The organism is uncultured Parasphingorhabdus sp. (assembly GCF_963975735.1).
In the GTDB taxonomy this organism is placed as follows: Bacteria; Pseudomonadota; Alphaproteobacteria; order Sphingomonadales; family Sphingomonadaceae; genus Parasphingorhabdus.
On the sequence record NZ_CAXBIA010000002.1, the window covers coordinates 314,765 to 338,615 of the forward strand.

Consider the following 23,851-nt stretch of genomic DNA (forward strand, 5'->3'; position numbering starts at 1 on the left):
GGCGATTCTGCGTATTGTATGAAAAAGACCTTTGCCCAATCCTGTCGCCTTTCGCGTCAGCGGGCTTGCCTATTAGCGGCCAGCAGATTACAGCGCCGCTCAATCAAACAATCGATCGAGCGAGACAAGCGATGAAAATCAGCGGTGTGGATATCCGTCCGGGCAATATATTGGAATATGAAGGTGGCTTGTGGAAGGTCGCCAAGATCCAGCATACCCAGCCGGGAAAAGGCGGCGCCTATATGCAGGTCGAGATGAAGAATCTCATTGATGGCCGCAAGACCAATGTTCGTTTCCGCAGCGCGGATACGGTCGAGAAGGTCCGGCTTGATACCAAGACCTTTCAATATCTGTTCGCCGATGGCGACATGCTGACCTTCATGGACAAGGAAAATTACGAGCAGCTTACGTTGCCCGCCGATTTGCTTGGCGACGCCGTGGCATTCTTGCAGGATGGCATGGACGTGCAGCTGGAGCTTTATGACGAAAAGCCGATTTCCGTGGCACTGCCCGACCAGATCGAGGCCGAGGTGGTCGAGGCCGACGGCGTGGTCAAAGGCCAGACGGCGTCTTCCAGCTACAAGCCTGCTGTTCTCGACAATGGCGTCCGCGTCATGGTGCCGCCGTTCATTTCGGCCGGAACCCGGATCATCGTCGATGTCTATGCCCGTGAATATGTCGGTAAAGTTTCCTGACAATTAAACGCCCTTCCCGCTTGCGGGAGGGGGCAGGGGCGGGCATGACCATGTTGCTCACCCGCTCTTTGAAAAATAGATAGACCCACCCACAGCCCCTCCGGTAAACAGGAGGGGGGAGATAATTAAATGCCAGCACATTCCGCCCTTATCACCGTCATGGAGCGCGCTGCGCGCAAGGCGGGGTCGCGCCTGCGCCGGGATTTTGGTGAAGTCGAACATCTCCAGGTTTCCAAAAAGGGCCCGGCCGATTTCGTATCCAAGGCGGATATGCGCGCCGAGCGGATTCTCTATGACGAACTGTTGAAGGTTCGTCCCGGTTGGGGCTTCGTTCTCGAAGAGGGCGGCATGATCGAGGGCGAAGAAGGCAAGCCGCGCTGGATCATTGATCCGCTCGACGGCACAACCAATTTTCTCCACGGCATCCCGCATTTCGCGATTTCGATCGCAGTCCAGGAGCCTTCGCTCGACGGTCGCGGCTGGGGCAAGATTACCAGTGGGCTGATCTACGAGCCGCTCAGCGACCTGACATGGTGGGCAGAGATGGACAAGGGCGCATGGCTTGGCGAGCGTCGTCTGCGCGTGTCGGCCCGTCGTGATATGTCGGAAGCGCTGATTGCCACCGGCATTCCTTTCAAGGGGCACGGCGATCTTGGCGAATGGGCGCGGATTTTCGGTGCCGTGGCACCGCAGGTGGCGGGTATCCGTCGCAATGGTTCGGCCGCGCTCGATCTCGCCTGGCTGGCCGCCGGTCGTTATGACGGCTTTTTTGAAGCGGGGCTAAAAGTCTGGGACGTTGCTGCAGGTATATTGATGGTCCGGGAAGCCGGTGGTTTTGTCACCGACTATACCGGCGGTGATCAGCCAATCGGTCAGGGCGAAATATTGGCCTCGAACGAAGCGCTGCACAGCAAGCTGCACCGGATATTGGCAAAGTCACTGCTGTAAGTGCGAATGGCTCGCAAAAGGCCGTAAATTTAAGCCATTTCGACCTTGCGGCATGTGGCACCACTGCCTAAAAGCAGCCCGAATATTAGCGAAACGAGTCTGTTTGTGGTCGATCTTTCCGAATATGCACCAATTTTGTTGTTCCTGTTCGTAGCCGTTGGCTTGTCGACAGCGTTCGTGTTTCTGCCAATGGGCGTCTCGCGATTGACCGGAACCCATAATCCCAGCGCTGAAAAGCTCTCGGAATATGAATGCGGCTTTCCGGCCTTTGAAGATTCGCGCAGCCAGTTTGACGTGCGCTTCTATCTCGTCGCGATCCTGTTTATCATTTTTGACCTCGAAGCGGCGTTTCTGTTTCCGTGGGCAGTATCGCTTGATCTGACCGGCTGGGTTGGCTGGTCGACGATGATGGTCTTCCTCGCGGAATTGATCATCGGTTATATTTATGCATGGAAAATGGGAGCGCTGGAGTGGGACTAGAGGCTAACACCACGGGTTCGGCGATACTCAACGCCGACGGTACGCCGATGCGTCCGAACACCGATCCCGACGAGGGGTTTTTCAAGGACCTCAATTCGGAAGTGAATGACAAGGGCTTTCTTGTCACGTCGACCGAAGAATTGTTCCAATGGGCGCGCACCGGCTCCTTGTGGTGGATGACCTTCGGTCTCGCCTGCTGCGCGGTCGAGATGATCCACGTCAATATGCCGCGATACGACATGGAGCGCTTTGGCGCTGCACCGCGCGCCAGTCCGCGCCAGTCGGACGTGATGATTGTCGCGGGAACGCTCTGCAACAAAATGGCACCGGCGCTGCGCAAGGTCTATGACCAGATGTCCGATCCGAAATATGTGATCTCGATGGGCAGCTGCGCCAATGGCGGCGGCTATTATCACTACAGCTATTCGGTTGTCCGTGGTTGCGACCGGATCGTTCCTGTTGATATTTACGTGCCGGGCTGTCCGCCGACCGCAGAGGCTCTGCTCTACGGTGTGATGCAATTGCAGCGGAAGATCCGCCGCATCGGGACGTTCGAACGGTGAGTATGGCCTTCCATTATAATCCGTTCGCACTGAACTTGTCGAAGTGCGCTTATCGCCCTGAGATGTCCTTCGACAGGCTCAGGACGAACGGTATCTCCACTAGCGGTCTCTCGACTTCGCTCGAGACGAACGGGGTTATCTAATGGCAAATTCCGCACCCACAATTTCCAGCAATACCGGCGTTGCTGCAAAGCTTGGCAAGGCGATCGGCGCTGCCTTGATCGATACGGTCGAGGCTTATGGCGAAATCAGCTTCACTGTGGAGCGCAGCAAGCTGGCTTCGGTGCTGGACAAGCTGCGCGACAAGCATGAATATCAGCAGCTGATGGAAATCGCCGGCGTCGACTATCCGGATCGTCCGGAACGGTTCGAAGTCTGCTATCATTTGCTCAGCCTGACCAAGAACCACCGTATCCGGGTCAAGGTTTCGACTGACGAGGATACGCCGGTGCCCAGCGTCACCCACATCTGGGAAGTCGCCGGCTGGCTCGAGCGCGAAGTGTTCGACATGTACGGCGTGCTGTTTGACGGCAATACCGACCTGCGCCGCATCCTGACCGACTATGGTTTCCAGGGTCACCCGTTCCGCAAGGATTTCCCGCTGACCGGCTATGTCGAGATGCGCTATTCCGAAGAAGCCAAGCGCGTGGTTTACGAACCGGTCAAGCTGGCGCAGGATTTCCGCAGTTTCGATTTCATGTCGCCATGGGAAGGCGCCGATTACATATTGCCCGGTGATGAAAAAGTGGGCGGCGAAGCGCCGCCACCGACGCCGAAGACAACCGATAAGAAAAATGACACCGGCGCGGGCGACAAGGCCAATAAAGAGGCGGCCAAGCCATCGAAGCGCAAAAAGGCGGCTGTCAAGAAGCCGGCTCCGAAACGGACCAAATCGGGTACGCAGAAGAAGGGGGAGGGCAAGTGATGGGCTTTTCTCTCACCGTTCATGTCGAGCGTAGTCGAGACACATTGGTTTACGGCTTCTCGACTTCGCTCGAAGCGAACGGAAAGGTGGGCATCTGATGTCTGACTATCTCGACGAAATGGACCATATCGCCGATGGCGCCGACCCGACGGTTGGCGATCTGGAAATCCAGAATTTCACGATCAACTTCGGTCCCCAGCATCCGGCCGCCCATGGCGTGTTGCGGATGGTGATGGAACTGGACGGCGAAGTGGTCGAGCGGGTTGATCCGCATATCGGCCTGCTGCACCGCGGCACCGAGAAGCTGATCGAGCACAAGACCTATTTGCAGGCTCTGCCCTATTTTGACCGGCTCGATTATTGCTCGCCACTGGCGATGGAGCATAGCTATGTGCTGGCGATTGAGAAATTGCTCGATCTCGAAGTTCCCTTGCGCGGCCAGTATCTGCGCGTGCTGTTCGCCGAGCTGACCCGTATCTGCAATCACATGCTCAACATCGGCGCCCATGTCATGGACGTCGGCGCGATGACCCCGAATATCTGGGTGTTCGAAATTCGCGAGCAGTGCCTGGAATTTTTCGAACGCGCCAGTGGCGCCCGCATGCACAGCGCCTGGTTCCGGCCCGGTGGCGTCCATCAGGATGTGCCGCTGAAGCTGCTCACCGATATCGCCGACTGGCTCGACGAATTTCCGGTCCTGTTTAACGACGCGATGAGCCTCGTTGTCGACAACCGTATCTTCAAGCAGCGCAATGTCGATATTGCGGTCGTGTCGAAAGAAGATGCCGTGCGCTGGGGCTTCTCCGGTCCGGTGTTGCGCGGCAGCGGCGTTGCCTGGGATCTGCGCAAGTCGCAGCCTTATGATGTTTACGACCGGATGGAATTTGATGTTCCGGTTGGCACGCGCGGCGATTGCTATGACCGCTTCATGGTCCGGGTCGAAGAAGTGAAGCAAAGCGCGCGGATCATGCGCCAGTGCCTCAATGAAATGCCCGACGGACCCGTTGCCTCCACCGACCGCAAGATCGTCCCGCCGAAACGCGCGGAGATGAAGCAGTCGATGGAAGCGCTGATCCATCACTTCAAGCTCTACACCGAGGGCTTCCACGTTCCGGCTGGCGAAGTCTATGTCGCGACCGAAAGCCCCAAGGGCGAATTCGGCGTCTATCTGGTCAGCGACGGCACCAACAAACCCTACCGTTGCAAGATCCGCCCGACCGCTTTCTCGCACCTGCAGGCAATGGACTTCATGACCAAGGGGCATATGCTGCCCGACGCCACCGCGATCTTGGGCGCGATTGATATCGTATTTGGAGAGTGTGACCGGTGAGTTTATTCAATCCAAATAACGTCATTGCGAGGAGCGGAGCGACGCGGCAATCTAGTGCCTCGCGCGCAGACGCTCTGGATTGCTTCGCTACGCTCGCAATGACGGGAGTACAATAATGGCTGATGCACCAACCATCCCAGACGAAATCGAAACCCGTGCCAAATGGGGCGATTTTGCTTTCACGCCTGCGAACGAGAAGCTCGCGAAATGGCAGATCGCGAAATATCCGGCTGGCCGCCAGAAATCGGCAGTCATGGCGTTGCTCGACCTTGCCCAGCGGCAGGTTGGTGCGGATACGAAAACACAAGGCTGGCTGCCGGTCCCGGTGATTGAATATGTCGCCGCCTATCTCGATATGCCCTATATGCGGGCCTATGAGGTCGCGACCTTCTACACCATGTATAATCTCGCGCCGGTCGGTCGCTATCATGTGCAGGTTTGCGGCACCACGCCATGCATGTTGCGCGGCAGTGACGATGTGATGGCAGCTTGCAAGAACAAGGGCCTCAACAAAGGCAAGACCACACCCGACGGTCTGTTCACACTGACCGAAGTCGAGTGCATGGGCAATTGCTCCAACGCGCCGATGGTCCAGATCAACGACGATAATTACGAAGATCTCGATTATGACATCATGACCCGGATCCTCGAGGATCTCGCGGCGGACAAGGACATCAAGGTCGGTTCGCAAATCGGTCGCAAGACCAGCGAAGCCGAAGGCGGTCCGACGAACCTGCAGGCGATGGTTAAAGAAAATCACGATTACCGGGGGGAATGGTGATGGGGATTCAGTGTTTTCCTCCCTGTGCAAAGCACGGGGAGGTGGCAGTCCGTAGGACTGACGGAGGGGCAGCTACGCAAGCTGCACTCTGTGGGTTTCACCCCTCCACCACGCTTCGCGCGGTCCCCCTCCCCAAAGCTGCGCTTCAGGGAGGATATTGATGCCATGCAAGTCGACGGATATGCAGGCTGGATCGGGCTCGCGGTGGTCATCATCGGTATCGTTGGCGGTCTCTGGGGCCGCTGGAGGAAAAAATAATGGCATTTGATTTCCTTCAGGACAAAGACCGCATCTTCACCAATGTCTATGGGTTCCAGTCATGGGACCTGAAGGCGTCGCAGAGGCGCGGCGACTGGGACAATACTGCCGACATCATCAAGCGCGGCAATGACAAGATCATCGAGGAAATGAAGGCCAGCGGCCTGCGCGGTCGTGGCGGGGCGGGCTTTCCGACTGGTCTGAAATGGTCGTTCATGCCGAAGGAAGCGCCGAAGGATAGCCAGGGCAATCCGCGTCCGAGCTTTCTCGTCATCAACGCCGATGAATCCGAGCCCGGCAGCTGCAAGGACCGCGAAATATTGCGCAACGATCCGCACAAGCTGATCGAAGGCGCGCTGATCGCCGGTTTCGCGATGCGTGCCCGCGCTGCCTATATCTATATTCGCGGCGAATATATCATGGAGGCTAAGGTCATGGAGGCGGCCGTCAAGGAAGCCTATGACGCTGGCCTGATCGGCAAGAATGCCGCCAAATCCGGCTATGACTTTGACGTCTTCGTCCACCGTGGCGCTGGCGCCTATATCTGCGGCGAAGAAACCGCGATGATCGAAAGCCTCGAGGGCAAAAAGGGCCAGCCGCGCCTGAAACCACCATTTCCTGCCGGTGCAGGCCTTTATGGCTGCCCGACGACGGTGAACAATGTCGAGTCTATCGCAGTCGTCCCGACGATCCTGCGGCGCGGCGCTGCCTGGTTCGCCAGCTTTGGCCGCGAAGGCAATCACGGCACGAAACTGTTTCAGGTATCCGGCCATGTCGACAAACCGGCCGTATTCGAGGAAGCGATGTCGATCCCGTTCAAGGATATGATCGAGAAACATTGCGGCGGAATCACCGGCGGCTGGGACAATCTGCTTGCAGTTATCCCGGGCGGTTCGTCTGTGCCTTTGGTGCCGGCCCATGAGATCATGGACGCGCCGATGGACTTTGACGGTCTCAAGGATGTTGGCTCCGGCCTCGGTACTGCAGCGGTCATTGTCATGGACAAGTCCACCGACATTGTCCGCGCGATCTCGCGGCTCAGCTATTTCTACAAGCATGAAAGCTGCGGCCAGTGCACACCGTGTCGCGAAGGCACCGGCTGGATGTGGCGGGTGATGGAAAAAATGCGCGATGGCGACGCTGAAATCGGCGATATCGATACGTTGTATGAAGTCACCAAACAGGTTGAAGGGCATACGATTTGCGCACTCGGCGACGCAGCGGCCTGGCCGATCCAGGGGCTGATCAAGCATTTCCGGCCAGAGATGGAGCGGCGAATAAACGAGCACAAGGGCGTGGAAGTGCTGGAGGCGGCTGAGTGACGTTTCGCGTATCCTCCCTATTTATCCTGGCGACATGTCTTGCGATAACTTCTCCTGCAGTCGCAAGAGAGAAGAACCCAACAGAAGTGCGAGCAATCTCTCAGGACTATGCCGATTGTGTCGTTCGGAAAAAAACCGAATTGGCCCGGGAAGCGATCCTGTCGAATGTGAATAACGAACAAATTGAAAATCAATATCGGCGGCTGATTATCGGGGACTGCCTTGTAAGGGCAAACGATGGTGAAGGTGCACGCATGGCATTCGGTGGAGATTTGTACCGATATGCACTGGCCGGCGCGTTGATTAGGCTGGATTTGCAAAATCATGTACCGCGTAGCTTTGAGGATGTCCCGGCATTGACCCATTTGCCGGCAATCACCCCCAATCCCGATTTGATGAACCGGACAGATCGGAAAGGTAGGAAATATCAAGAAGCGGTCGCCAAATTGAAAACCGTTCGCATATTGTCATTATACGGCGAATGTGTAGTCCGAGAAGATCCGCAAAATAGCTACGATCTGGCGATGGCTGAGGTGGGATCGACCGAGGAGGCGCAAAGTTTTGCAAAATTGCAGCAAGCTTTTGGGGCATGCCTTAATAACGAAGGCCAAATCGCTTTCAACAAGTCCATCCTTAAGGGGTTGGTGAACGTTAATTATTATAGACTGGCGATGGCGATGCAGCAGGAAAACATGACAGAAGCAACGGGCTTGGAGGTATCCAACTAATGCCTAAAGTCACCGTAGATGGCATCGAAATCGAAGTGCCGCAGGGCGCGACCGTGTTGCAGGCTGCCGAGCTTGCGGGCAAGGAAATCCCGCGTTTCTGTTATCATGAACGGCTGAGCATCGCGGGCAATTGCCGCATGTGTCTGGTCGAGGTAAAACCGGGACCACCGAAGCCTCAGGCGAGCTGCGCTCTGCCCGCTGCCGAAGGTCAGGAAATCCGCACCGACAGCGAAATGGTCAAGAAAGCGCGCGAAGGGGTGATGGAATTTCTCCTGATCAACCATCCGCTCGATTGCCCGATTTGCGATCAGGGCGGCGAATGCGATCTTCAGGATCAGGCCATGGCCTATGGCAAGGGCGGCTCGCGCTACGAAGAGAATAAGCGCGCGGTCACCGAGAAATATATGGGGCCGATCATCAAGACGGTGATGACCCGCTGCATCCACTGCACCCGCTGCGTGCGGTTCAGCGAGGAAGTCGCCGGCGTCGAGGAAATCGGTGCGATTGGTCGCGGCGAGGGGATGGAGATTACCTCCTATCTCGAAGGCGCTGTGCACAGCGAATTGTCCGGCAATGTCGTCGATCTTTGCCCGGTTGGCGCGCTGACCAGCAAGCCTTATGCGTTTGAAGCGCGTCCGTGGGAATTGACCAAGACGCTCGGCATCGACGTGATGGACGGTGTCGGCACCAATATCCGCATCGACAGCCGTGGCCGCGAAGTGCTGCGCGCACTGCCGCGTGTCAATGACGACGTGAACGAGGAATGGGCGACCGACAAGACCCGCCACGCGATTGATGGCCTGATGAAGCGCCGTCTCGACAAGCCTTATCTGCGCAAGAACGGCAAGCTGGAAGAAGCTAGCTGGAACGAAGCATTTCAGGCGATTGCCGATGTGAACGCAGGCAGCTCGGTTGCCGCTATTGCCGGTGATCTGGTCGATTGCGAAACCATGTATGCGGCGAAGAAACTGCTCAAGTCGATGAAGTCGGACATGCTGGAAGGCCGCCAGACCGGACTTTCCTATGATGTGTCCAATCTCGCTGCGGTGAATTTCAACTCTACCATCGCCGGTATCGAAGAAGCGGATGTCATTCTGCTGGTCTCGACCAACCCGCGCTGGGAAGCGTCTCTGGTCAACACCCGTATCCGCAAGGCTTATCGCAAGGGCGGCGCGCAGGTGTTCGGTATTGGACCCGAAGCAGACCAGACCTATCCGGTCGAATGGCTGGGTGACGATATGGGCTTGCTGGCGAAGCTGCCCAAGGCTCTTGCCGACGCGCTGAAGGGCGCTGAACGGCCTGCCATCATCCTTGGTGGTGGTGCGCTAAGCATCGAGGGCGCGCATGGCGCGGCTCTCAAGCTGGCTAGCAAATATAAGCTCGTTCGCGATGGCTGGAACGGCTTTAACGTCCTCCACATCGGTGCTTCGCGCACCGGTGGCCTGATGCTCGGCTATGCTTATGACGGCGGGATCAAGGCGATTGCGGCGAAGAAACCGAAATTGCTGTTCGCGCTGGGTGCTGACGAAATGAATTACGAAGCGTTCAAGGACAGCTTCAAGGTCTTCATCGGCCATCACGGCGATGCCGGCGCCCATGCGGCGGATGTGATCCTGCCGGGTGCTGCCTATACCGAGAAGAACGGTACTTATGTCAATCTGGAAGGGCGCGTTCAGCGTTCGAACAAGGCGATTTTCGCGCCAGGTGACGCGCGCGAAGACTGGAGTATCTTGCGGGCCCTGTCCGATGTGATGGGCAAGACCTTACCATTTGACAGTTTCGCGGAATTGCGCGCCAATATGGCGAAGGATCATCCGGAACTGGCGCAGGAAGGTCTGGTGACGCTCGAATGGTCGCCGCCAACCGGCTTGGCCGACAAGCCAACGGGGCAGGGCGTCCATCCGATCAAGGATTTCTACCTTACCAACAGCATTGCCCGCGCGAGTGCGACGATGCAGCGCTGTTCCGCGGAATTGCTGCATGCCGATGACGAGATTATGGAGGCGGCGGAATGATGCAAACTGCTACCTTTTTTCCTCCTTGTGCGAAGCACGGGGGGCGCCGGGTTGGATTGCCCCCGGCAATCCAAGATCGATCTGGGAGATCGATCGACCCTAAGCCGGACCGCGCGAAGCGTGGTGGAGGGGCCTTGGCCTCGACCAGTTGCCCCTCCGTCGCGCCTTCGGCACGCCACCTCCCCAAAGCTGCGCTTCAGGGAGGAAATATCTGATGACCGAATATCTCCAGACCACATTCCTCGGCGCCGAGTTCGGCTGGTTCGTCGCGACGCTTGCGCTAATCCTGTTGATCGCTCTGCCGCTGATGCTGGCCGTCGCGATGATCATCTATGTCGACCGGAAAATCTGGGCGGCGATGGCGCTGCGCAAGGGGCCCAATGTCGTCGGTCCTTTCGGCCTGCTGCAGTCCTTCGCCGACGGCCTGAAAGTATTTCTCCAGGAAACGATCATTCCGTCGAGCGCCAACAAGGGCCTGTTCCTGCTGGCGCCGATTATCACCTTCACCGTAGCCTTGCTCGCATGGGCGGTTATCCCGTTCGGCGAAGGCATGGTGCTGGCCAATATTAATATCGGCTTGCTCTACATTCTCGCGATCAGTTCGCTGGGCGTTTACGGCGTAGTAATCGCTGGTTGGGCAAGTAACTCGAAATATCCGTTTTTCTCCGCCATGCGCGCGGCCGCTCAGATGATCAGCTACGAAGTCTCGATCGGCTTCATCCTGATTTCGGTGGTGCTGTTCGCCGGCACCTTCAACCTGTCCGACATTGTGATGGCGCAGGAAGGCCATATATTCGGCATGATCAATGCCTATGGTCTGAACCCGCTGCTGTTCCCGATGGCGGTGGTATTCCTGATCGCCTCGATGGCGGAAACCGCAAGGCATCCGTTCGACCTTACCGAAGCGGAAAGCGAATTGGTTGCGGGCTATCAGACCGAATATAGCTCGATGTCTTTCGCTCTGTTCTGGCTCGGCGAATATGCCAATATCCTGCTGATGTGCGCGCTCAACGTCATCCTGTTCTGGGGTGGCTGGTTGCCGCCGCTCGATGTTGACTGGATTCCCTGGTTCGATATCCCGGGCATCATCTGGCTGTTCGGCAAGATGTTCTTTTTCTTCTTCATCTTCAGCTGGGTGATGGCGACGGTACCGCGCTACCGCTATGACCAGCTGATGCGCCTGGGCTGGAAAATCTTCCTGCCTCTGAGCCTGCTGTGGGTTGTTCTCGTCAGCGGATATGTGATGATCGACAAGTTTGGATTGCCGCTATGAGTATCGCACAACATATCAAAGCCTTCACCCTTTGGGAATTTCTCGGCGCGCACATGCTGACGCTGAAATATTTCTTCAAGGCGAAGAAAACGATCAACTATCCCTATGAGAAGAACCCGATTTCGCCGCGGTTCCGGGGAGAGCATGCGTTGCGCCGCTATCCCAATGGCGAGGAACGCTGCATTGCATGCAAGCTGTGCGAAGCGGTTTGCCCGGCGCAGGCGATCACGATCGAGGCCGAGCCACGCGAAGACGGTTCGCGCCGCACCACGCGCTATGACATTGACATGACCAAGTGCATCTATTGCGGTTTCTGTCAGGAAGCTTGCCCGGTTGATGCGATCGTCGAGGGTCCGAATTTCGAATATGCGACGGAAACGCGCGAAGAGCTGATTTACGACAAATCGAAACTGCTGGAAAACGGCGACAAATGGGAGCGGGCAATCGCGGCAAATCTTGCCGCCGATGCGCCCTACCGGTAATGGGCGCTGTGATGAATCCAATGGGGGAAAATGTGCAAAAATATGCTGAACTTTTCCTCCTTGTGCGTAGCACGGGGAGGGGGACCATCCGCAGGATGGTGGAGGGGCCACGCGCCGTCCTCACTTCGTTCGGCCCCTCCGTCGCGCATTCTGCGCGCCACCTCCCCAAAGCTTCGCTTCAGGGAGGATGTGTGTAATGCAAATATTTGCTTTCTATCTATTCGCATCCATCGTGCTTGCCAGCGGTGCTTTCTGCATCTTTGCGCGCAATCCGGTGCATAGTGTCTTGTGGCTGATCCTGGCGTTTTTCAACGCTGCGGGCTTGATGGTACTGGTTGGCGCGGAGTTTATCGCGGCGCTTCTGGTCATCGTCTATGTCGGCGCGGTGGCGGTGTTGTTCCTGTTCGTTGTGATGATGCTCGACATTGATTTTGCCGAACTGCGGGCCGGTTTCATGAAGCACCTGCCGCTCGGCCTGTTGCTCGCCGTCATATTGGCGGCAGAGCTGATTATCTTTGGTGTCATGTCCTGGTCATCCGCCGGAATGGGCGATGCCAACGCGGTTGTCGGCCTGCCGGAAGGCGCGCCTTCGAATATCGAGCAGCTGGGCGCTTTGCTCTACACCAAATATGTCTTCCTGTTTGAAGCCGCGGGCATGATCCTGCTGGTCGCGATGGTTGGCGCAATCGTTCTGACCCACCGCACACGCAGTGGCGTGAGAAAACAGAATATCGCCGATCAGGTTGCCCGGCGGCCCGAGGATGCAACCCGCAACACGCAGCCCGAAGTCGGTAAAGGGGTCGAGCTATGATCGGTATCGAACATTATCTCGTCGTCAGCTCAATCCTGTTCGTGATGGGCATGCTCGGCATATTTCTCAACCGCAAGAATATCATCATCATCCTGATGGCGATCGAATTGATCCTGCTCGCGGTAAACCTCAATTTTGTCGCGTTCAGCGCCTTTCTCGGCGACATGACGGGACAGGTGTTCGCCATGTTCATCCTGACCGTGGCTGCAGGCGAGGCCGCCATCGGGCTGGCCATTCTCGTGATTTATTTCCGTCAGCGCGGCACCATTGCCGTCGATGATGTCAACCGGATGAAGGGGTGAACATGAGTTCGTCTAACAATACCGTTCGCCCTGAGCCTGTCGAAGGGCAGGTTTCGCGCACGCCGTCCATACTTCGACAAGCTCAGCACGAACGGCTCCGGGGGCAAGCGTGAACAGCATCACCCTCATAGTATTCCTGCCCCTGCTGGCAGCGATAGTCGCCGGTTTCGGTAACCGCATCATCGGCAATGTGCCGGCAAAAGTGATCACCACCGGTGCGCTGTTCGCCGCCTGTGCGCTGAGCTGGCCGATATTCCTCGGCTTTGTGAGTGGAACCAGCACCGCCGAAGTCGTGCCGATTATGACCTGGATCATTTCGGGCGATCTGAATTTCGACTGGTCCTTGCGCGTCGATACGCTGACCGCCGTGATGCTGGTCGTGGTAACGACGGTCTCCGCGCTCGTTCATCTCTATAGCTGGGGCTATATGGATGAAGATCCGGACCAGCCGCGTTTCTTCGCCTATCTGTCGTTGTTTACCTTTGCCATGCTGATGCTGGTTACCGCCAATAATCTGGTCCAGATGTTCTTTGGCTGGGAAGGCGTTGGCCTGGCATCTTATCTGCTGATCGGTTTCTGGTTCAAGAAGCCCAGCGCCAATGCCGCTGCAATCAAGGCATTTGTCGTCAACCGCGTCGGTGACCTCGGCTTCATGCTCGGTATCTTCGGTACCTTCCTTGTATTCGGCACCGTGTCGATCCCCGAAATTCTCGAAGCCGCTCCGGCCATGGCTGGTTCGTCGATCACCTTTGCCGGTATGCGTCTCGATACGATGACCATCCTCTGCCTACTGCTGTTCATCGGCGCGATGGGCAAGTCGGCACAGCTCGGTCTGCACACATGGCTGCCCGACGCGATGGAAGGCCCGACACCGGTTTCCGCATTGATCCACGCCGCCACCATGGTCACCGCAGGCGTGTTCATGGTTTGCCGCCTGTCACCGATGTTCGAAACCAGCCCGGTTGCCCTGACCGTTGTGACCATCGTCGGCGCGTCCACCGCGATTTTTGCGGCTACGGTCGGTCTGGTCCAGCACGATATCAAGCGCGTGATCGCTTATTCGACCTGTTCGCAGCTTGGCTATATGTTCTTCGCTGCAGGCGTTGGCGCTTATAGCGCAGCGATGTTCCATCTGTTCACCCACGCCTTTTTCAAGGCGCTTCTGTTCCTTGGTGCCGGTTCGGTGATCCACGCGATGCATCATGAGCAGGACATGCGCTATTATGGCGGTCTGCGGAAAGAAATCCCGCTGACCTTCTGGGCGATGATGGCCGGAACGCTGGCGATTACCGGTGTCGGTATTGTCGGACTGGGCGGCTTTGCCGGTTTCTATTCCAAGGACGCGATTATTGAGGTCGCTTTTGCCAGCGGAACCGAAGTCGGCCAGTTCGCCTTCTTCATCGGTGTTCTCGCAGCACTGCTGACCAGCTTCTATAGCTGGCGGCTGATGTTCCTGACCTTCTGGGGCGCACCGCGCTGGATCCAGTCGGAACATATCCAGCATAGCGTTCACAAAACACCCGAGGAAGCCGGAGCCGACCAGACCGGCGGCTATCATCCTCATGAAAGTCCTGTTTCCATGCTTATCCCACTTGGCGTTTTGGCCACCGGTGCGGTTTTCGCCGGCTTCCTGTTCCACAATCAGTTTGTCGAAGCAGCCGAGGGCGCAGCTTTCTGGGCCGGAAGTCTCGCCTTTGACGAGCATCTGATGCACGAAATTCATGAAGTGCCCATGTGGGTCAAGCTGTCCTCGACGGTCGCTATGCTGACCGGTCTGGGAACCGCTATCTTCATGTATTTTTACGGCAAGGACCGTCCGGCGCGTCTGGCCGCAACCTTCAGCCCGCTCTACAAATTCTTCTTCAATAAATGGTATTTCGACGAGCTGTACAATCTGATCTTCATCCGCCCCGCTTTCTGGCTGGGTCGCAAATTCTGGAAGACGGGTGACGAAGGCACGATTGACCGCTTTGGCCCCAACGGCATTGCTGCGGTTATCGCCAGCGGTTCCGGCGTGATGAAGCGCTTCCAAAGCGGATATCTATACACTTATGCGCTCGTCATGTTGCTCGGCCTCGCTGCCGCCGCGACGTGGATTATCGTGCAGGGAGCCAGCTAATGAACCAGCTTGATTTCCCGATCCTGTCCCTGATGATGGGGCTGCCGATGCTGGCAGCGATTATCTGCCTGTTCCTCAACGCGCAGGCTGCGCGCTGGCTGGCGCTGGTTACAACACTCGTCCTTTTTGGTCTCGGCGTGGTCCTCTGGGCCAATTACGATATCGGCGGTCCGCAGTGGCAATATGTCGAACGGGCCAATCTGTTCGGCAATTTTGCCTGGGCCCTGGGTATCGACGGCATTTCGATGCTGCTGATCATGCTCACCGTCTTCCTGATGCCGATCTGTATCGGTGCCAGCTGGGAATCGATCCAGACGCGGGTCGGCGAATATATGGCGGCCTTCCTGTTCATGGAAGTGCTGATGATCGGCGTTTTCGCGGCGCAGGATATCTTCCTCTTCTACATCCTCTTCGAAGCCGGCCTGATCCCGATGTATCTGATCATCGGTATCTGGGGCGGAGCCAACCGGATTTACGCCAGCTATAAATTCTTCCTCTACACCTTGCTCGGCTCGGTGGTGATGCTGGTCGCGATGCTGTGGATGGTGCAGGATGCCGGAACCAGCGATATTCCGACCCTGCTCAACTATGATTTCGCACCCGAGGCACAGACATGGCTGTGGCTGGCATTTTTCGCAAGCTTCGCGGTCAAGATGCCGATGTGGCCGTTTCATACATGGCTGCCCGACGCGCACGTTCAGGCGCCAACCGCCGGTTCGGTGATTCTGGCTGGCGTGTTGCTGAAAATGGGCGGCTACGGCTTCCTGCGTTTCTCGCTGCCGATGTTTCCCGAAGCGTCGGAGCAGTTCATCTGGCTGATCTTCGGCCTGTCGATGGTTGCTGTAATATACACTTCGCTGGTCGCACTGGTGCAGCAGGATATGAAGAAGCTGATCGCTTATTCGTCGGTTGCCCATATGGCGATCGTCACGCTCGGACTGTTCGCGTTTAACCGTCAGGGTATCGAGGGTTCGATCATCGTGATGCTGAGCCACGGTCTTGTATCCGCCGCGCTCTTCCTTTGTGTCGGCGTGATCTACGACCGGCTGCACACACGCGAAATCGACCGTTACGGCGGACTGGCAATCAACATGCCGAAATATGCCATATTGTTCCTGTTGTTCACCATGGCCTCGATCGGCCTGCCGGGTACCAGCGGTTTCGTTGGCGAATTTCTTTCGCTGATCGGCCTTTACGAGGTCAACAGTTGGGTCACGCTGGTCGCGACGACCGGGATCATCCTCGGCGCCGGCTATATGCTCTATCTCTATCGCCGGGTTGCCTTCGGTGAGCTTGTTCACGAGGATGTCAAAGCAATGCCGGATCTGTCTGCACGGGAAATGGCGCTGCTCGCGCCGATCGCCGCTGCTGTCATGTGGATGGGTGTCTATCCCGAAAGCTTCATGGCCCCGATCCGGGGTGACGTCGGCGCGCTGGTTGCGCGTATCGACCGCGCGGCTCCGGAAGGCGACGCGCATCTTAAAATGGGCGAGGCCAAGGCCGTCGCCAAAGACCATGCCCAAGGGGAGGCACACTGATGGATATCGGAAATTCCCTTTGGCTGGTTTCACCGGAAGTCTTTCTCTCGGCTTCCAGTCTGATCCTGCTGATGATTGCCGCATGGGGCGGCGACAAATCGGCTCGTCTGGTCACCATATTGTCGGCAGCCGCGCTTGTCGGCGCGTCGATCCTGTTGATGGTGCTGGCGCACGAACCCGATTTCAAAGGCGGCGTTTACGCATTTACCGAACAATATCGCATGGATGCCTTTGGCAGTTCCGCGAAATTCCTGATCTATCTTGCAGCGATTATCTCGCTGATGATCGCACCGCGTTTCTTCCAGGCCGGCGGCAAATATCGGGCGGAATATCCGATCCTGATTCTGTTTGCCAGCATCGGCATGGGTATGATGGTGTCGGCGACCGACATGATGACCCTCTATATCGGTCTGGAGCTGAACAGCCTGTCCGCTTATGTTCTGGCGAGCTTCATCCGCACCGACGTACGCTCTTCGGAAGCCGGCTTGAAATATTTCGTTCTCGGAGCGCTGGCCAGCGGCATGCTGCTGTTCGGTATCTCTCTCGTCTACGGTTTTGCCGGATCGACCAGCTTCGCCGTTATCGGTGATGCTCTGACCGGTGATCTTGCTACCGGCCCGCTGATTGGACTGGTTCTCGTCCTGTCGGGACTGGCGTTCAAGATCAGCGCCGTACCTTTCCATATGTGGACGCCGGATGTTTACGAAGGGGCGCCGACACCGGTTAGTGCTTTCTTCGCCAGCGCCCCGAAAGTGGCCGCCGTGGCCTTGACGACACGGGTGATCATTGATGCCTTTGGTGGACAGACTTCGGCCTGGCAGCAGATCATCGTATTCGTCGCTCTGGCTTCGATCATTCTCGGTGCGGTTGCCGCGATCGGCCAACAGAATATCAAACGGCTGCTCGCTTATAGTTCGATCAACAATGTCGGCTTCCTGCTGATCGGTCTCGCGACCGGCACGGCGCAGGGCATTTCGGCGATGATGTTCTATCTGGTCGTCTATGTCGCGATGACTCTGGGCAGCTTTATTTGCGTGCTGGAAATGCGCGACAAGGAAGGCAAGCCGCTGGAAAGCCTGTCGAGCCTCGCTGGCCTGTCGCAAACCCGTCCGGGTCTTGCTGCTGCCTTCGCGGTCTTCATGTTCTCGCTCGCCGGTATCCCGCCTCTGTTCGGTTTCTGGGGCAAGTTTCTGGTATTTGATGCCGCCGTTGCTGCCGGCATGTTGCCGCTCGCGGTCATCGGTATTGCCGCTTCGGTCATTGGCGCGTTCTACTATATCAAGATCGTCAAGATCATCTATTTCGATGATCCTGCGAGCGAGATTGTTGCTACCGGTCACAAGACCGAAAATATCCTTATTGCGGTTCTGGCATTGTTCGTGTCGCCGCTGGGTTATCTGGCGATACCGTTCATGGCGCCGATTGCCAACGCAGCCGCAGTGTCGCTTTTCTGACTGTCCGCATAGAAACCGTCAAGCAAACCGCATCCACCAATGCGGACCTGAAGGCGCTTGCTGCACAGGGCAGCGCCGTCGAAGGCTATTGGCTGCGGGCAGAGACGCAATCGGGCGGTATCGGACGTCTTGGCCGCAAATGGGAGAGCCCTCAGGGCAATCTCTATTGCAGCACTGTAGTCGATATCCGGCCCGGTGATCCGTCGCCGTCATCCCTGTCTTTTGTCGCAGGACTGGCTGTATATACGGTGATACGTTCCTGTCTGCCGGGTACCGAGATGATCCTCAAATGGCCCAATGACATATTGGTTGCCCAGTCGAAAATCTGCGGCATATTGCTCGAGCGGGTGAAGGATCAGGTGGTGGTCGGTATTGGTGTCAATGTTGCGGTGACGCCGGAAGTCGAGGGCCGGATATTGACCAGCCTGGCGGGCGAGGGCGCTAACATCGACGCTGCCGCTTTTCTGGAACGGCTGTCCAACACATTCGCGGCTTTCGTCAAAGACTGGCGTGATCTGGGAATCGCGCATATCCTTTCGGAATGGCAAAAGCTGGCTCACCCGGTGGGAAGCACGATCACGACAAGCGATGAAAGCGGCGAGAAAACCACCGGAGAATATGCCGGACTTACCCCAGATGGCGCACTCTGCTTGAGAAAAGCCGATGGAACGCTTATCGAAATACGCGCCGGTGACATTTCCATCGGGTAGAAAGAAGAGTCGTTCATGCTATTGGCCATAGATGCCGGAAATACCAATGTTGTGTTCGCCCTCTTCGACGGCGATGACATTCGCGCGCGCTGGCGGATCGCAACCGATGCTCGCCGCACTGCGGATGAATATGTCGTCTGGCTCCGGCAGCTGCTGGAACTGGAAGGTCTGGAACTTGGCGCGGTTGATTCGGTGATCATCGGCACGGTGGTCCCGCGGGCGCTCCACAATCTGACAGTCCTCTCGGAAAAATATTTTGGCGTGGCCCCGCTTGTCGCAGGCCGTGGCGCGGCGGAATGGGGCGTCGCCCTTGATGTCGAGCAACCCGATAGCGTGGGCGCCGACCGCGTACTCAATGTCATCGCCGCGCATCAGAAATATAAGCAGGATATCGTGATCATCGATTTCGGTACCGCAACCACGTTCGATGTCGCAGACTATGAAGGCGCGTATAAAGGTGGTATCATTGCCCCCGGAATTAATCTTTCGCTGGATGCTCTGGTCGGAAAGACCGCGCAGCTTCCGCGTATCGCGCTGGAATCACCCGAAAGTGACAATGTAATCGGCACCACGACGGAAAGTCAGATGCTGATTGGCATTTTCTGGGGTTATGTTGCGATGATCGAAGGGCTAGTAGCGCGGACAAAGGCGCAAATCGGCCGACCGACCAAGATCATTGCTACCGGCGGATTAGCCGTATTATTTGACGAACATACAGATGTATTTGACCATCTGGAATCGGACCTGACTCTTCAGGGCCTGCATTTCCTCTATCAGCGAGCAACACACGCTACATGACAAAATCTAAAAAAGAACTTCTCTTCCTGGCCCTTGGTGGTTCGGGCGAAATCGGCATGAATGTCAATCTTTACGGCTGTGACGGCAAATGGGTGATGGTTGATCTCGGCATGACCTTTGCTGATCCCAGTTATCCGGGAATCGACCTGATCCTCCCCGATCTCGAATTTATCGAGAAGAACCGCAAGGATCTGCTCGGCATCGTGCTGACCCATGGTCATGAAGACCATATCGGCGCGGTCCCCTATTTCGCAGCCGACCTCGATGTTCCGCTGTTTGCGACTCCGTTCACGGCAGGGCTGATCCGTCGCAAGCTGGAAGAAGTCGGGCTGGAGCGTCAGGTGAAGCTCAACATCATTCCCAACGAGGGCAGTTTTGATCTCGGCCCGTTCGGCTTCCGCTATCTCCCGATCGCGCACTCTATTGCCGAGGGCAATGCGATGCTGATCGACACGCCTTATGGCAGGATTTTCCACACCGGTGACTGGAAGCTGGATGACGAGCCAGTGCTCGGCGTTCCATCGTCGCCTGAAACGCTGAAGCAGATCGGCGACGAGGGAATCCTGGCGATGGTCTGCGATTCAACCAACGTCTTCAACGAAAAGGCATCCGGATCGGAAGGCGAAGTGCGCCGCAACCTGATGCGGGTTGTCGAGGATATCGATACACGGATCGTGGTAACGACCTTCGCATCCAACGCTGCCCGATTGCAGACGCTCGGAGAGGTCGCCATCCATTCCGGTCGCAAGCTCTGTGTCGCTGGCCGTTCGCTAGACCGGATCATCGAGAATTGCCGCGAGAACGGCTATCTCAAGGACTTTCCGCCAACCGTCGATTTTCAGGAAGCGATGAGCCTGCCGCGCGACAAGGTCATGATCATCGCCACCGGCGGTCAGGGAGAGGCGAGGGCTGCTCTCGGACGGATCGCCGGCGACAGCCACCAGATCAAACTTTCCGAAGGCGATCACGTGCTGTTCTCGTCGAAACAGATTCCCGGCAATGAAATTGCGATTGGCCGGATCCAGAACCAGCTGGCGTCCAAAGGCGTCGTGATGATTACCGAGCGTCAGGAACATATCCATGTCTCCGGTCACCCGGGACAGCCGGAACTCGCCCAGATGTATGACTGGATCAGGCCTGAGATATTGGTACCGGTTCACGGCGAGATTCGCCATATGAAGACCCAGGAGCGCTTCGCTCTCGATCATGGCGTGCCGAAAGCGATATTCCAGCAAAATGGCGATGTCGTGCGCCTGGCGCCCAACGGCCCGAAAATCTTGGGTCAGGAACGCACCGGACGGCTTGTTGTCGACGGTGATGTGATTATCCCGGCTGACGGCAGAACATTGAACGACCGGCGCAAGACTGCGCATAACGGCATGATCTCGGTAGCCATCGGTCTTGATCACAAAGGCAAGATATTCGGTCAGCCGGTGCTGAAAATGCACGGCGTACCGCTTGAGGAAGACGAAGAAGATTTCCTCGATGAAGTAGTCGACAAGATCGTCGGCAAATATTCCAAACCGGTTGGCGACATCGACAAGTTCAACGAAGCGATTCGCCTGCTCGTCCGCCGTAGCGCGACCGAGTGGACCGGCAAGAAGCCGATTGTTTCGGTGCTCACTGTGGAGGCCTAGCAGGTCATGCAACTCTACTCCGTTTTCGCGATCTATATATTATTCTGGGTGACGGCGGCGTTCATCATCCTGCCAATCGGCATCCGCAACCACCATGAAACCGGCAAGGAAATGGTGAGAGGGCAGTCGGACGGAGCGCCGGCCAATTTCCGGCCGTTGCGGGTATTGTTACTGACCACGTTGCTGGCGACAGCCATGTTCGGCCTATTCTATCTCAACTATGTCTATGGCTGGATCAGCATTGACACGATTGATTTCTTCAACAGCCGCGAACGGATGCGCTAGCTGCGCAGCCGTTCGATTGCCTGGGCCAGAGCGACATAAAGCTTCCCGACGTCCGACGAGAGCAGGGTGACGCTGATTGCGCTGCCATCGCGGGTGGCGAGCACGCCGCGCAACATCGCTTCGAAGTCATGGATGTACCGGTTCACATGTTCGCGGAATTCGTCATTGGCTGAATATTGCGCCAGCACTTCGCGCACTTCCCGATTGTCGAGCAAGCGAACGGCGCGCCGCGTGAAGATGCCGCGATCGCCCTTCAGATAGGCGGCCCATTCGGTGTCGGTAACATCGTTTGACAGGATCTTTCCGACATCGATCGAGATGGAGTTCAGCGACTCGGTCAACTGTGCCACCCGCCGGGTGAAATTCTCGTCGCTGCTTTGCTCGGATTTTTCCTTGGCAAACAATATCCGCTGCTCGAGATTGGTCGTCATATTCTCGATTGCGGCCAATTGATCGGTAAGATGGGCAGCGGTCGACTGGGTTGTAGCAACCGCGCTCGATACGGCCTTCTCCAGCTTCGGAGCGATTGACCCGATCTTGTCGTCGATAATCCGGTTCAGCGCTTGTTCGCTTACGCGTTCAAAAGCTTCCGTCGATCCGGCAATCGACTTTTCAAGCACTTCGCGCGAATGTTCTGAGGCCTGTTTCGCCGTGTCCTTGACCCGCAGCAGCGCGCTGATCAATTTTTCGCCCGCGCTTTCTGCAAGAGATTCATTCTGCTCGCGGACTTCTTCGAGCGATTTCGAAATTTCCGTGATCTGCTCGACAATCGATTGGCCTGCAACGTCGCCATCTTCCCGCAATTTCCGGATCTGTTGCTGTTGCTGGCTGATCGACAGATCTGTCTGGGCGATGCGCTCAGCAATTTTCCCGGCCTCTTCCTGCGCTTTGTTCGCTTCGCTGGCGATCTGGCCATATAGGGCCAGGCTTTCCCTGGATTTCTCCGAAACCCGCTCGAACGCGTTGGGCAAGGTTTCGTCCATTTCCCGCGCGCTGCTATCCAGCGCCACCAGCAGGCGTTCCATACGTTCGATCATGCCGTCGGCGACGCCATGGCCACTTTCGAGCGAAAGCTGCAGGGCGTTACTATTCTGTTCCATCGCGGTCATTGCAAAGGCCAGCTTTGCCGTCTTGTCGCCGCTTTCATTGTCGAGTTTCTTGATGTTGTCGGAGATTTCGGAGACGGTCTGGTCAAGCGTCGTCGCCAGGGTTTTCAAGCGCAACTCTTCATTGTCGGCGATTTTGCCGGTGTTTGCCAGAGCCGCTTCCAGAGCGTCGAGATCCGCACGCATGGCCAGCGCTGCTTCCGATGTTTCGGTAGCGAGATCGGAGCGCGTTTTGCGGAGCGCCTCGATGGTTTCTGCCGTCGTTTTCTTCAACAGGTTCGCCAGTTCGGTCGAACCGTTGCCGGCATCATCAAGCTGTTTCGTCAAACTGGTTTTGATCCGGTCGGCTTCGGTCGCGAGACTTTCAACCGAGAGGACCGACTTGTCCGTCAGGTCATCAAGGCTTTTCTTGGCTGCAGCACCGACTTCTCCGATTCTTCTGAGGGTCGAAACCATGGCGGCCATTTCGGTCTGGGCGGTCCGTCCTGCATTGCCGATCTGATTGGTGACGTCCTTGGCGGTGTTGATGACCACCGGCAGATGTTCGCGCAGCTGCTCGAGATTTTTATAAGCGGCTTCACCGACTTGATCGAGCTTCACCATTTTGCCGAGACCGTCTTCGAGCGAGCTTCTCATCAATTCGGCGGCATTGACCAGTTTGACAGAAGATTTGTCCCCGAGAAACTCGAGTTCGCGGCTTTCGTGACTCAGGAATTCGCGAGCCACGCTGAGCTCGTTATTGACCGTCTTCAGCCGCGATTCCAGCAACTCGGATTCGGCGCGCAGTGAAGATGCCACATCATTGAAGCGATTCGCCTCTTTGCTGCTGTTGCGCATGTAGAGCAGATAAGCGACGCCAAGCGTGGCGATCGGCAGGCACCATTGGGTCAGCAGGTCGATTCCGGCCTTGGGGGATGGTATTGCGGTAAAAATATCGCGGTTGGCCCAGAAGAAAAATCCGGTCCAGCCCAGGGCAGAAATAGCCAGCAATGCCACCGGTATATATCGGGTTCGGGGCGGTGAAACTGTCACATCGTCGGTATAATGGCTCCAGCTGTCGTCCGACGCGCTGTCGCTATCTTGCTGAACTTCCGTGGCTGAATCTTGCTGCTCCGCTACCGGATCGTGCGCATCACTTTGCACGTTTGCGGTTGCATCTGCCTGTTCGCTGTCGGCATTTTCATCCCGATCACGCCACATCCCGATTATCTTATTTTCACCTGTCATGAAGTCTATTTAACACAATATCGAATCATATAAACTATAAGTTAACCATATCGGGTGTATTCGA

General features: G+C 56.8%; 22 protein-coding genes. 21 read left to right on the forward strand and 1 reads right to left on the reverse strand.

Annotation, left to right across the window (positions count from 1 at the left end):
• Positions 1 to 131: 131 nt before the first annotated feature.
• The 21 genes from efp (at position 132) to AACZ86_RS05175 (ending at position 21,454) form a co-directional block, all read left to right on the forward strand.
• A complete protein-coding gene (gene efp, locus AACZ86_RS05075) occupies positions 132 to 695 on the forward strand; it encodes an elongation factor P (RefSeq protein WP_339689934.1) in 564 nt (187 codons plus the stop codon).
• Positions 696 to 824: 129 nt separating this feature from the next.
• Positions 825 to 1,643, forward strand: a complete 819-nt coding sequence (locus AACZ86_RS05080; protein ID WP_339689937.1) for an inositol monophosphatase family protein — start codon at positions 825 to 827, stop codon at positions 1,641 to 1,643.
• A 105-nt stretch (positions 1,644 to 1,748) separates the two neighbouring features.
• Complete coding sequence (ndhC, locus tag AACZ86_RS05085) at positions 1,749 to 2,123, forward strand: NADH-quinone oxidoreductase subunit A (protein ID WP_335651416.1); 375 nt, start codon at positions 1,749 to 1,751, stop codon at positions 2,121 to 2,123.
• A 47-nt stretch (positions 2,124 to 2,170) separates the two neighbouring features.
• A complete protein-coding gene (locus AACZ86_RS05090) occupies positions 2,171 to 2,686 on the forward strand; it encodes an NADH-quinone oxidoreductase subunit B (protein WP_176279511.1) in 516 nt (171 codons plus the stop codon).
• A gap of 142 nt (positions 2,687 to 2,828) precedes the next feature.
• The gene (locus AACZ86_RS05095) at positions 2,829 to 3,611 is read left to right on the forward strand and encodes an NADH-quinone oxidoreductase subunit C (protein WP_339689938.1); all 783 of its coding nucleotides are present in this window, start codon (positions 2,829 to 2,831) and stop codon (positions 3,609 to 3,611) included.
• A gap of 97 nt (positions 3,612 to 3,708) precedes the next feature.
• Positions 3,709 to 4,941, forward strand: coding sequence for an NADH-quinone oxidoreductase subunit D (locus AACZ86_RS05100; protein WP_339689940.1), 1,233 nt, complete (start codon positions 3,709 to 3,711; stop codon positions 4,939 to 4,941).
• Positions 4,942 to 5,056: 115 nt separating this feature from the next.
• Entirely contained in the window at positions 5,057 to 5,722 is a 666-nt protein-coding gene (locus AACZ86_RS05105; protein WP_339689943.1) for an NAD(P)H-dependent oxidoreductase subunit E, read from the forward strand.
• Positions 5,723 to 5,979: 257 nt separating this feature from the next.
• Positions 5,980 to 7,302, forward strand: coding sequence for an NADH-quinone oxidoreductase subunit NuoF (gene nuoF / locus AACZ86_RS05110; protein WP_339689945.1), 1,323 nt, complete (start codon positions 5,980 to 5,982; stop codon positions 7,300 to 7,302).
• Positions 7,299 to 8,030, forward strand: a complete 732-nt coding sequence (locus tag AACZ86_RS05115; protein WP_339689946.1) for a hypothetical protein — start codon at positions 7,299 to 7,301, stop codon at positions 8,028 to 8,030. Before nuoF ends, AACZ86_RS05115 begins: the two co-directional genes overlap by 4 nt.
• Complete coding sequence (gene nuoG / locus AACZ86_RS05120) at positions 8,030 to 10,045, forward strand: NADH-quinone oxidoreductase subunit NuoG (RefSeq protein WP_339689948.1); 2,016 nt, start codon at positions 8,030 to 8,032, stop codon at positions 10,043 to 10,045. Before AACZ86_RS05115 ends, nuoG begins: the two co-directional genes overlap by 1 nt.
• A gap of 214 nt (positions 10,046 to 10,259) precedes the next feature.
• Positions 10,260 to 11,318 carry an NADH-quinone oxidoreductase subunit NuoH gene (nuoH, locus tag AACZ86_RS05125; RefSeq protein WP_339689949.1) on the forward strand — a complete coding sequence of 353 codons (1,059 nt, stop codon included), beginning with the start codon at positions 10,260 to 10,262 and terminating at the stop codon, positions 11,316 to 11,318.
• Positions 11,315 to 11,800: an NADH-quinone oxidoreductase subunit NuoI gene (gene nuoI, locus AACZ86_RS05130; protein WP_339689951.1), complete on the forward strand. Its 486-nt coding sequence runs from the start codon at positions 11,315 to 11,317 to the stop codon at positions 11,798 to 11,800. Before nuoH ends, nuoI begins: the two co-directional genes overlap by 4 nt.
• Positions 11,801 to 11,987: 187 nt before the next feature.
• The gene (locus AACZ86_RS05135; RefSeq protein WP_339689954.1) at positions 11,988 to 12,611 is read left to right on the forward strand and encodes an NADH-quinone oxidoreductase subunit J; all 624 of its coding nucleotides are present in this window, start codon (positions 11,988 to 11,990) and stop codon (positions 12,609 to 12,611) included.
• Complete coding sequence (gene nuoK, locus AACZ86_RS05140; protein ID WP_067198924.1) at positions 12,608 to 12,913, forward strand: NADH-quinone oxidoreductase subunit NuoK; 306 nt, start codon at positions 12,608 to 12,610, stop codon at positions 12,911 to 12,913. The genes AACZ86_RS05135 and nuoK overlap by 4 nt, the downstream gene beginning before the upstream one ends.
• A 109-nt stretch (positions 12,914 to 13,022) precedes the next feature.
• Positions 13,023 to 15,032, forward strand: coding sequence for an NADH-quinone oxidoreductase subunit L (nuoL, locus tag AACZ86_RS05145; RefSeq protein WP_339689961.1), 2,010 nt, complete (start codon positions 13,023 to 13,025; stop codon positions 15,030 to 15,032).
• Entirely contained in the window at positions 15,032 to 16,570 is a 1,539-nt protein-coding gene (locus tag AACZ86_RS05150) for an NADH-quinone oxidoreductase subunit M (protein ID WP_339689963.1), read from the forward strand. The genes nuoL and AACZ86_RS05150 overlap by 1 nt, the downstream gene beginning before the upstream one ends.
• Positions 16,570 to 18,024, forward strand: a complete 1,455-nt coding sequence (gene nuoN, locus AACZ86_RS05155) for an NADH-quinone oxidoreductase subunit NuoN (protein ID WP_339689965.1) — start codon at positions 16,570 to 16,572, stop codon at positions 18,022 to 18,024. The genes AACZ86_RS05150 and nuoN overlap by 1 nt, the downstream gene beginning before the upstream one ends.
• Positions 18,025 to 18,032: 8 nt before the next feature.
• Positions 18,033 to 18,734, forward strand: a complete 702-nt coding sequence (locus AACZ86_RS05160) for a biotin--[acetyl-CoA-carboxylase] ligase (protein WP_339690258.1) — start codon at positions 18,033 to 18,035, stop codon at positions 18,732 to 18,734.
• Between the two features lie 15 nt (positions 18,735 to 18,749).
• Positions 18,750 to 19,532 (forward strand): type III pantothenate kinase, encoded by a 783-nt coding sequence (locus AACZ86_RS05165; RefSeq protein ID WP_339689967.1) that lies wholly within the window; start codon positions 18,750 to 18,752, stop codon positions 19,530 to 19,532.
• A complete protein-coding gene (locus tag AACZ86_RS05170) occupies positions 19,529 to 21,169 on the forward strand; it encodes a ribonuclease J (protein ID WP_339689969.1) in 1,641 nt (546 codons plus the stop codon). Before AACZ86_RS05165 ends, AACZ86_RS05170 begins: the two co-directional genes overlap by 4 nt.
• Before the next feature lie 6 nt (positions 21,170 to 21,175).
• Positions 21,176 to 21,454, forward strand: coding sequence for a DUF1467 family protein (locus AACZ86_RS05175; RefSeq protein ID WP_339689972.1), 279 nt, complete (start codon positions 21,176 to 21,178; stop codon positions 21,452 to 21,454).
• Here AACZ86_RS05175 and AACZ86_RS05180 read toward each other — a convergent pair.
• The gene (locus tag AACZ86_RS05180; RefSeq protein ID WP_339689974.1) at positions 21,451 to 23,787 is read right to left on the reverse strand and encodes a hypothetical protein; all 2,337 of its coding nucleotides are present in this window, start codon (positions 23,785 to 23,787) and stop codon (positions 21,451 to 21,453) included. The two genes, AACZ86_RS05175 and AACZ86_RS05180, sit on opposite strands and share 4 nt — an antisense overlap.
• Between the last annotated feature and the right edge of the window lie 64 nt (positions 23,788 to 23,851).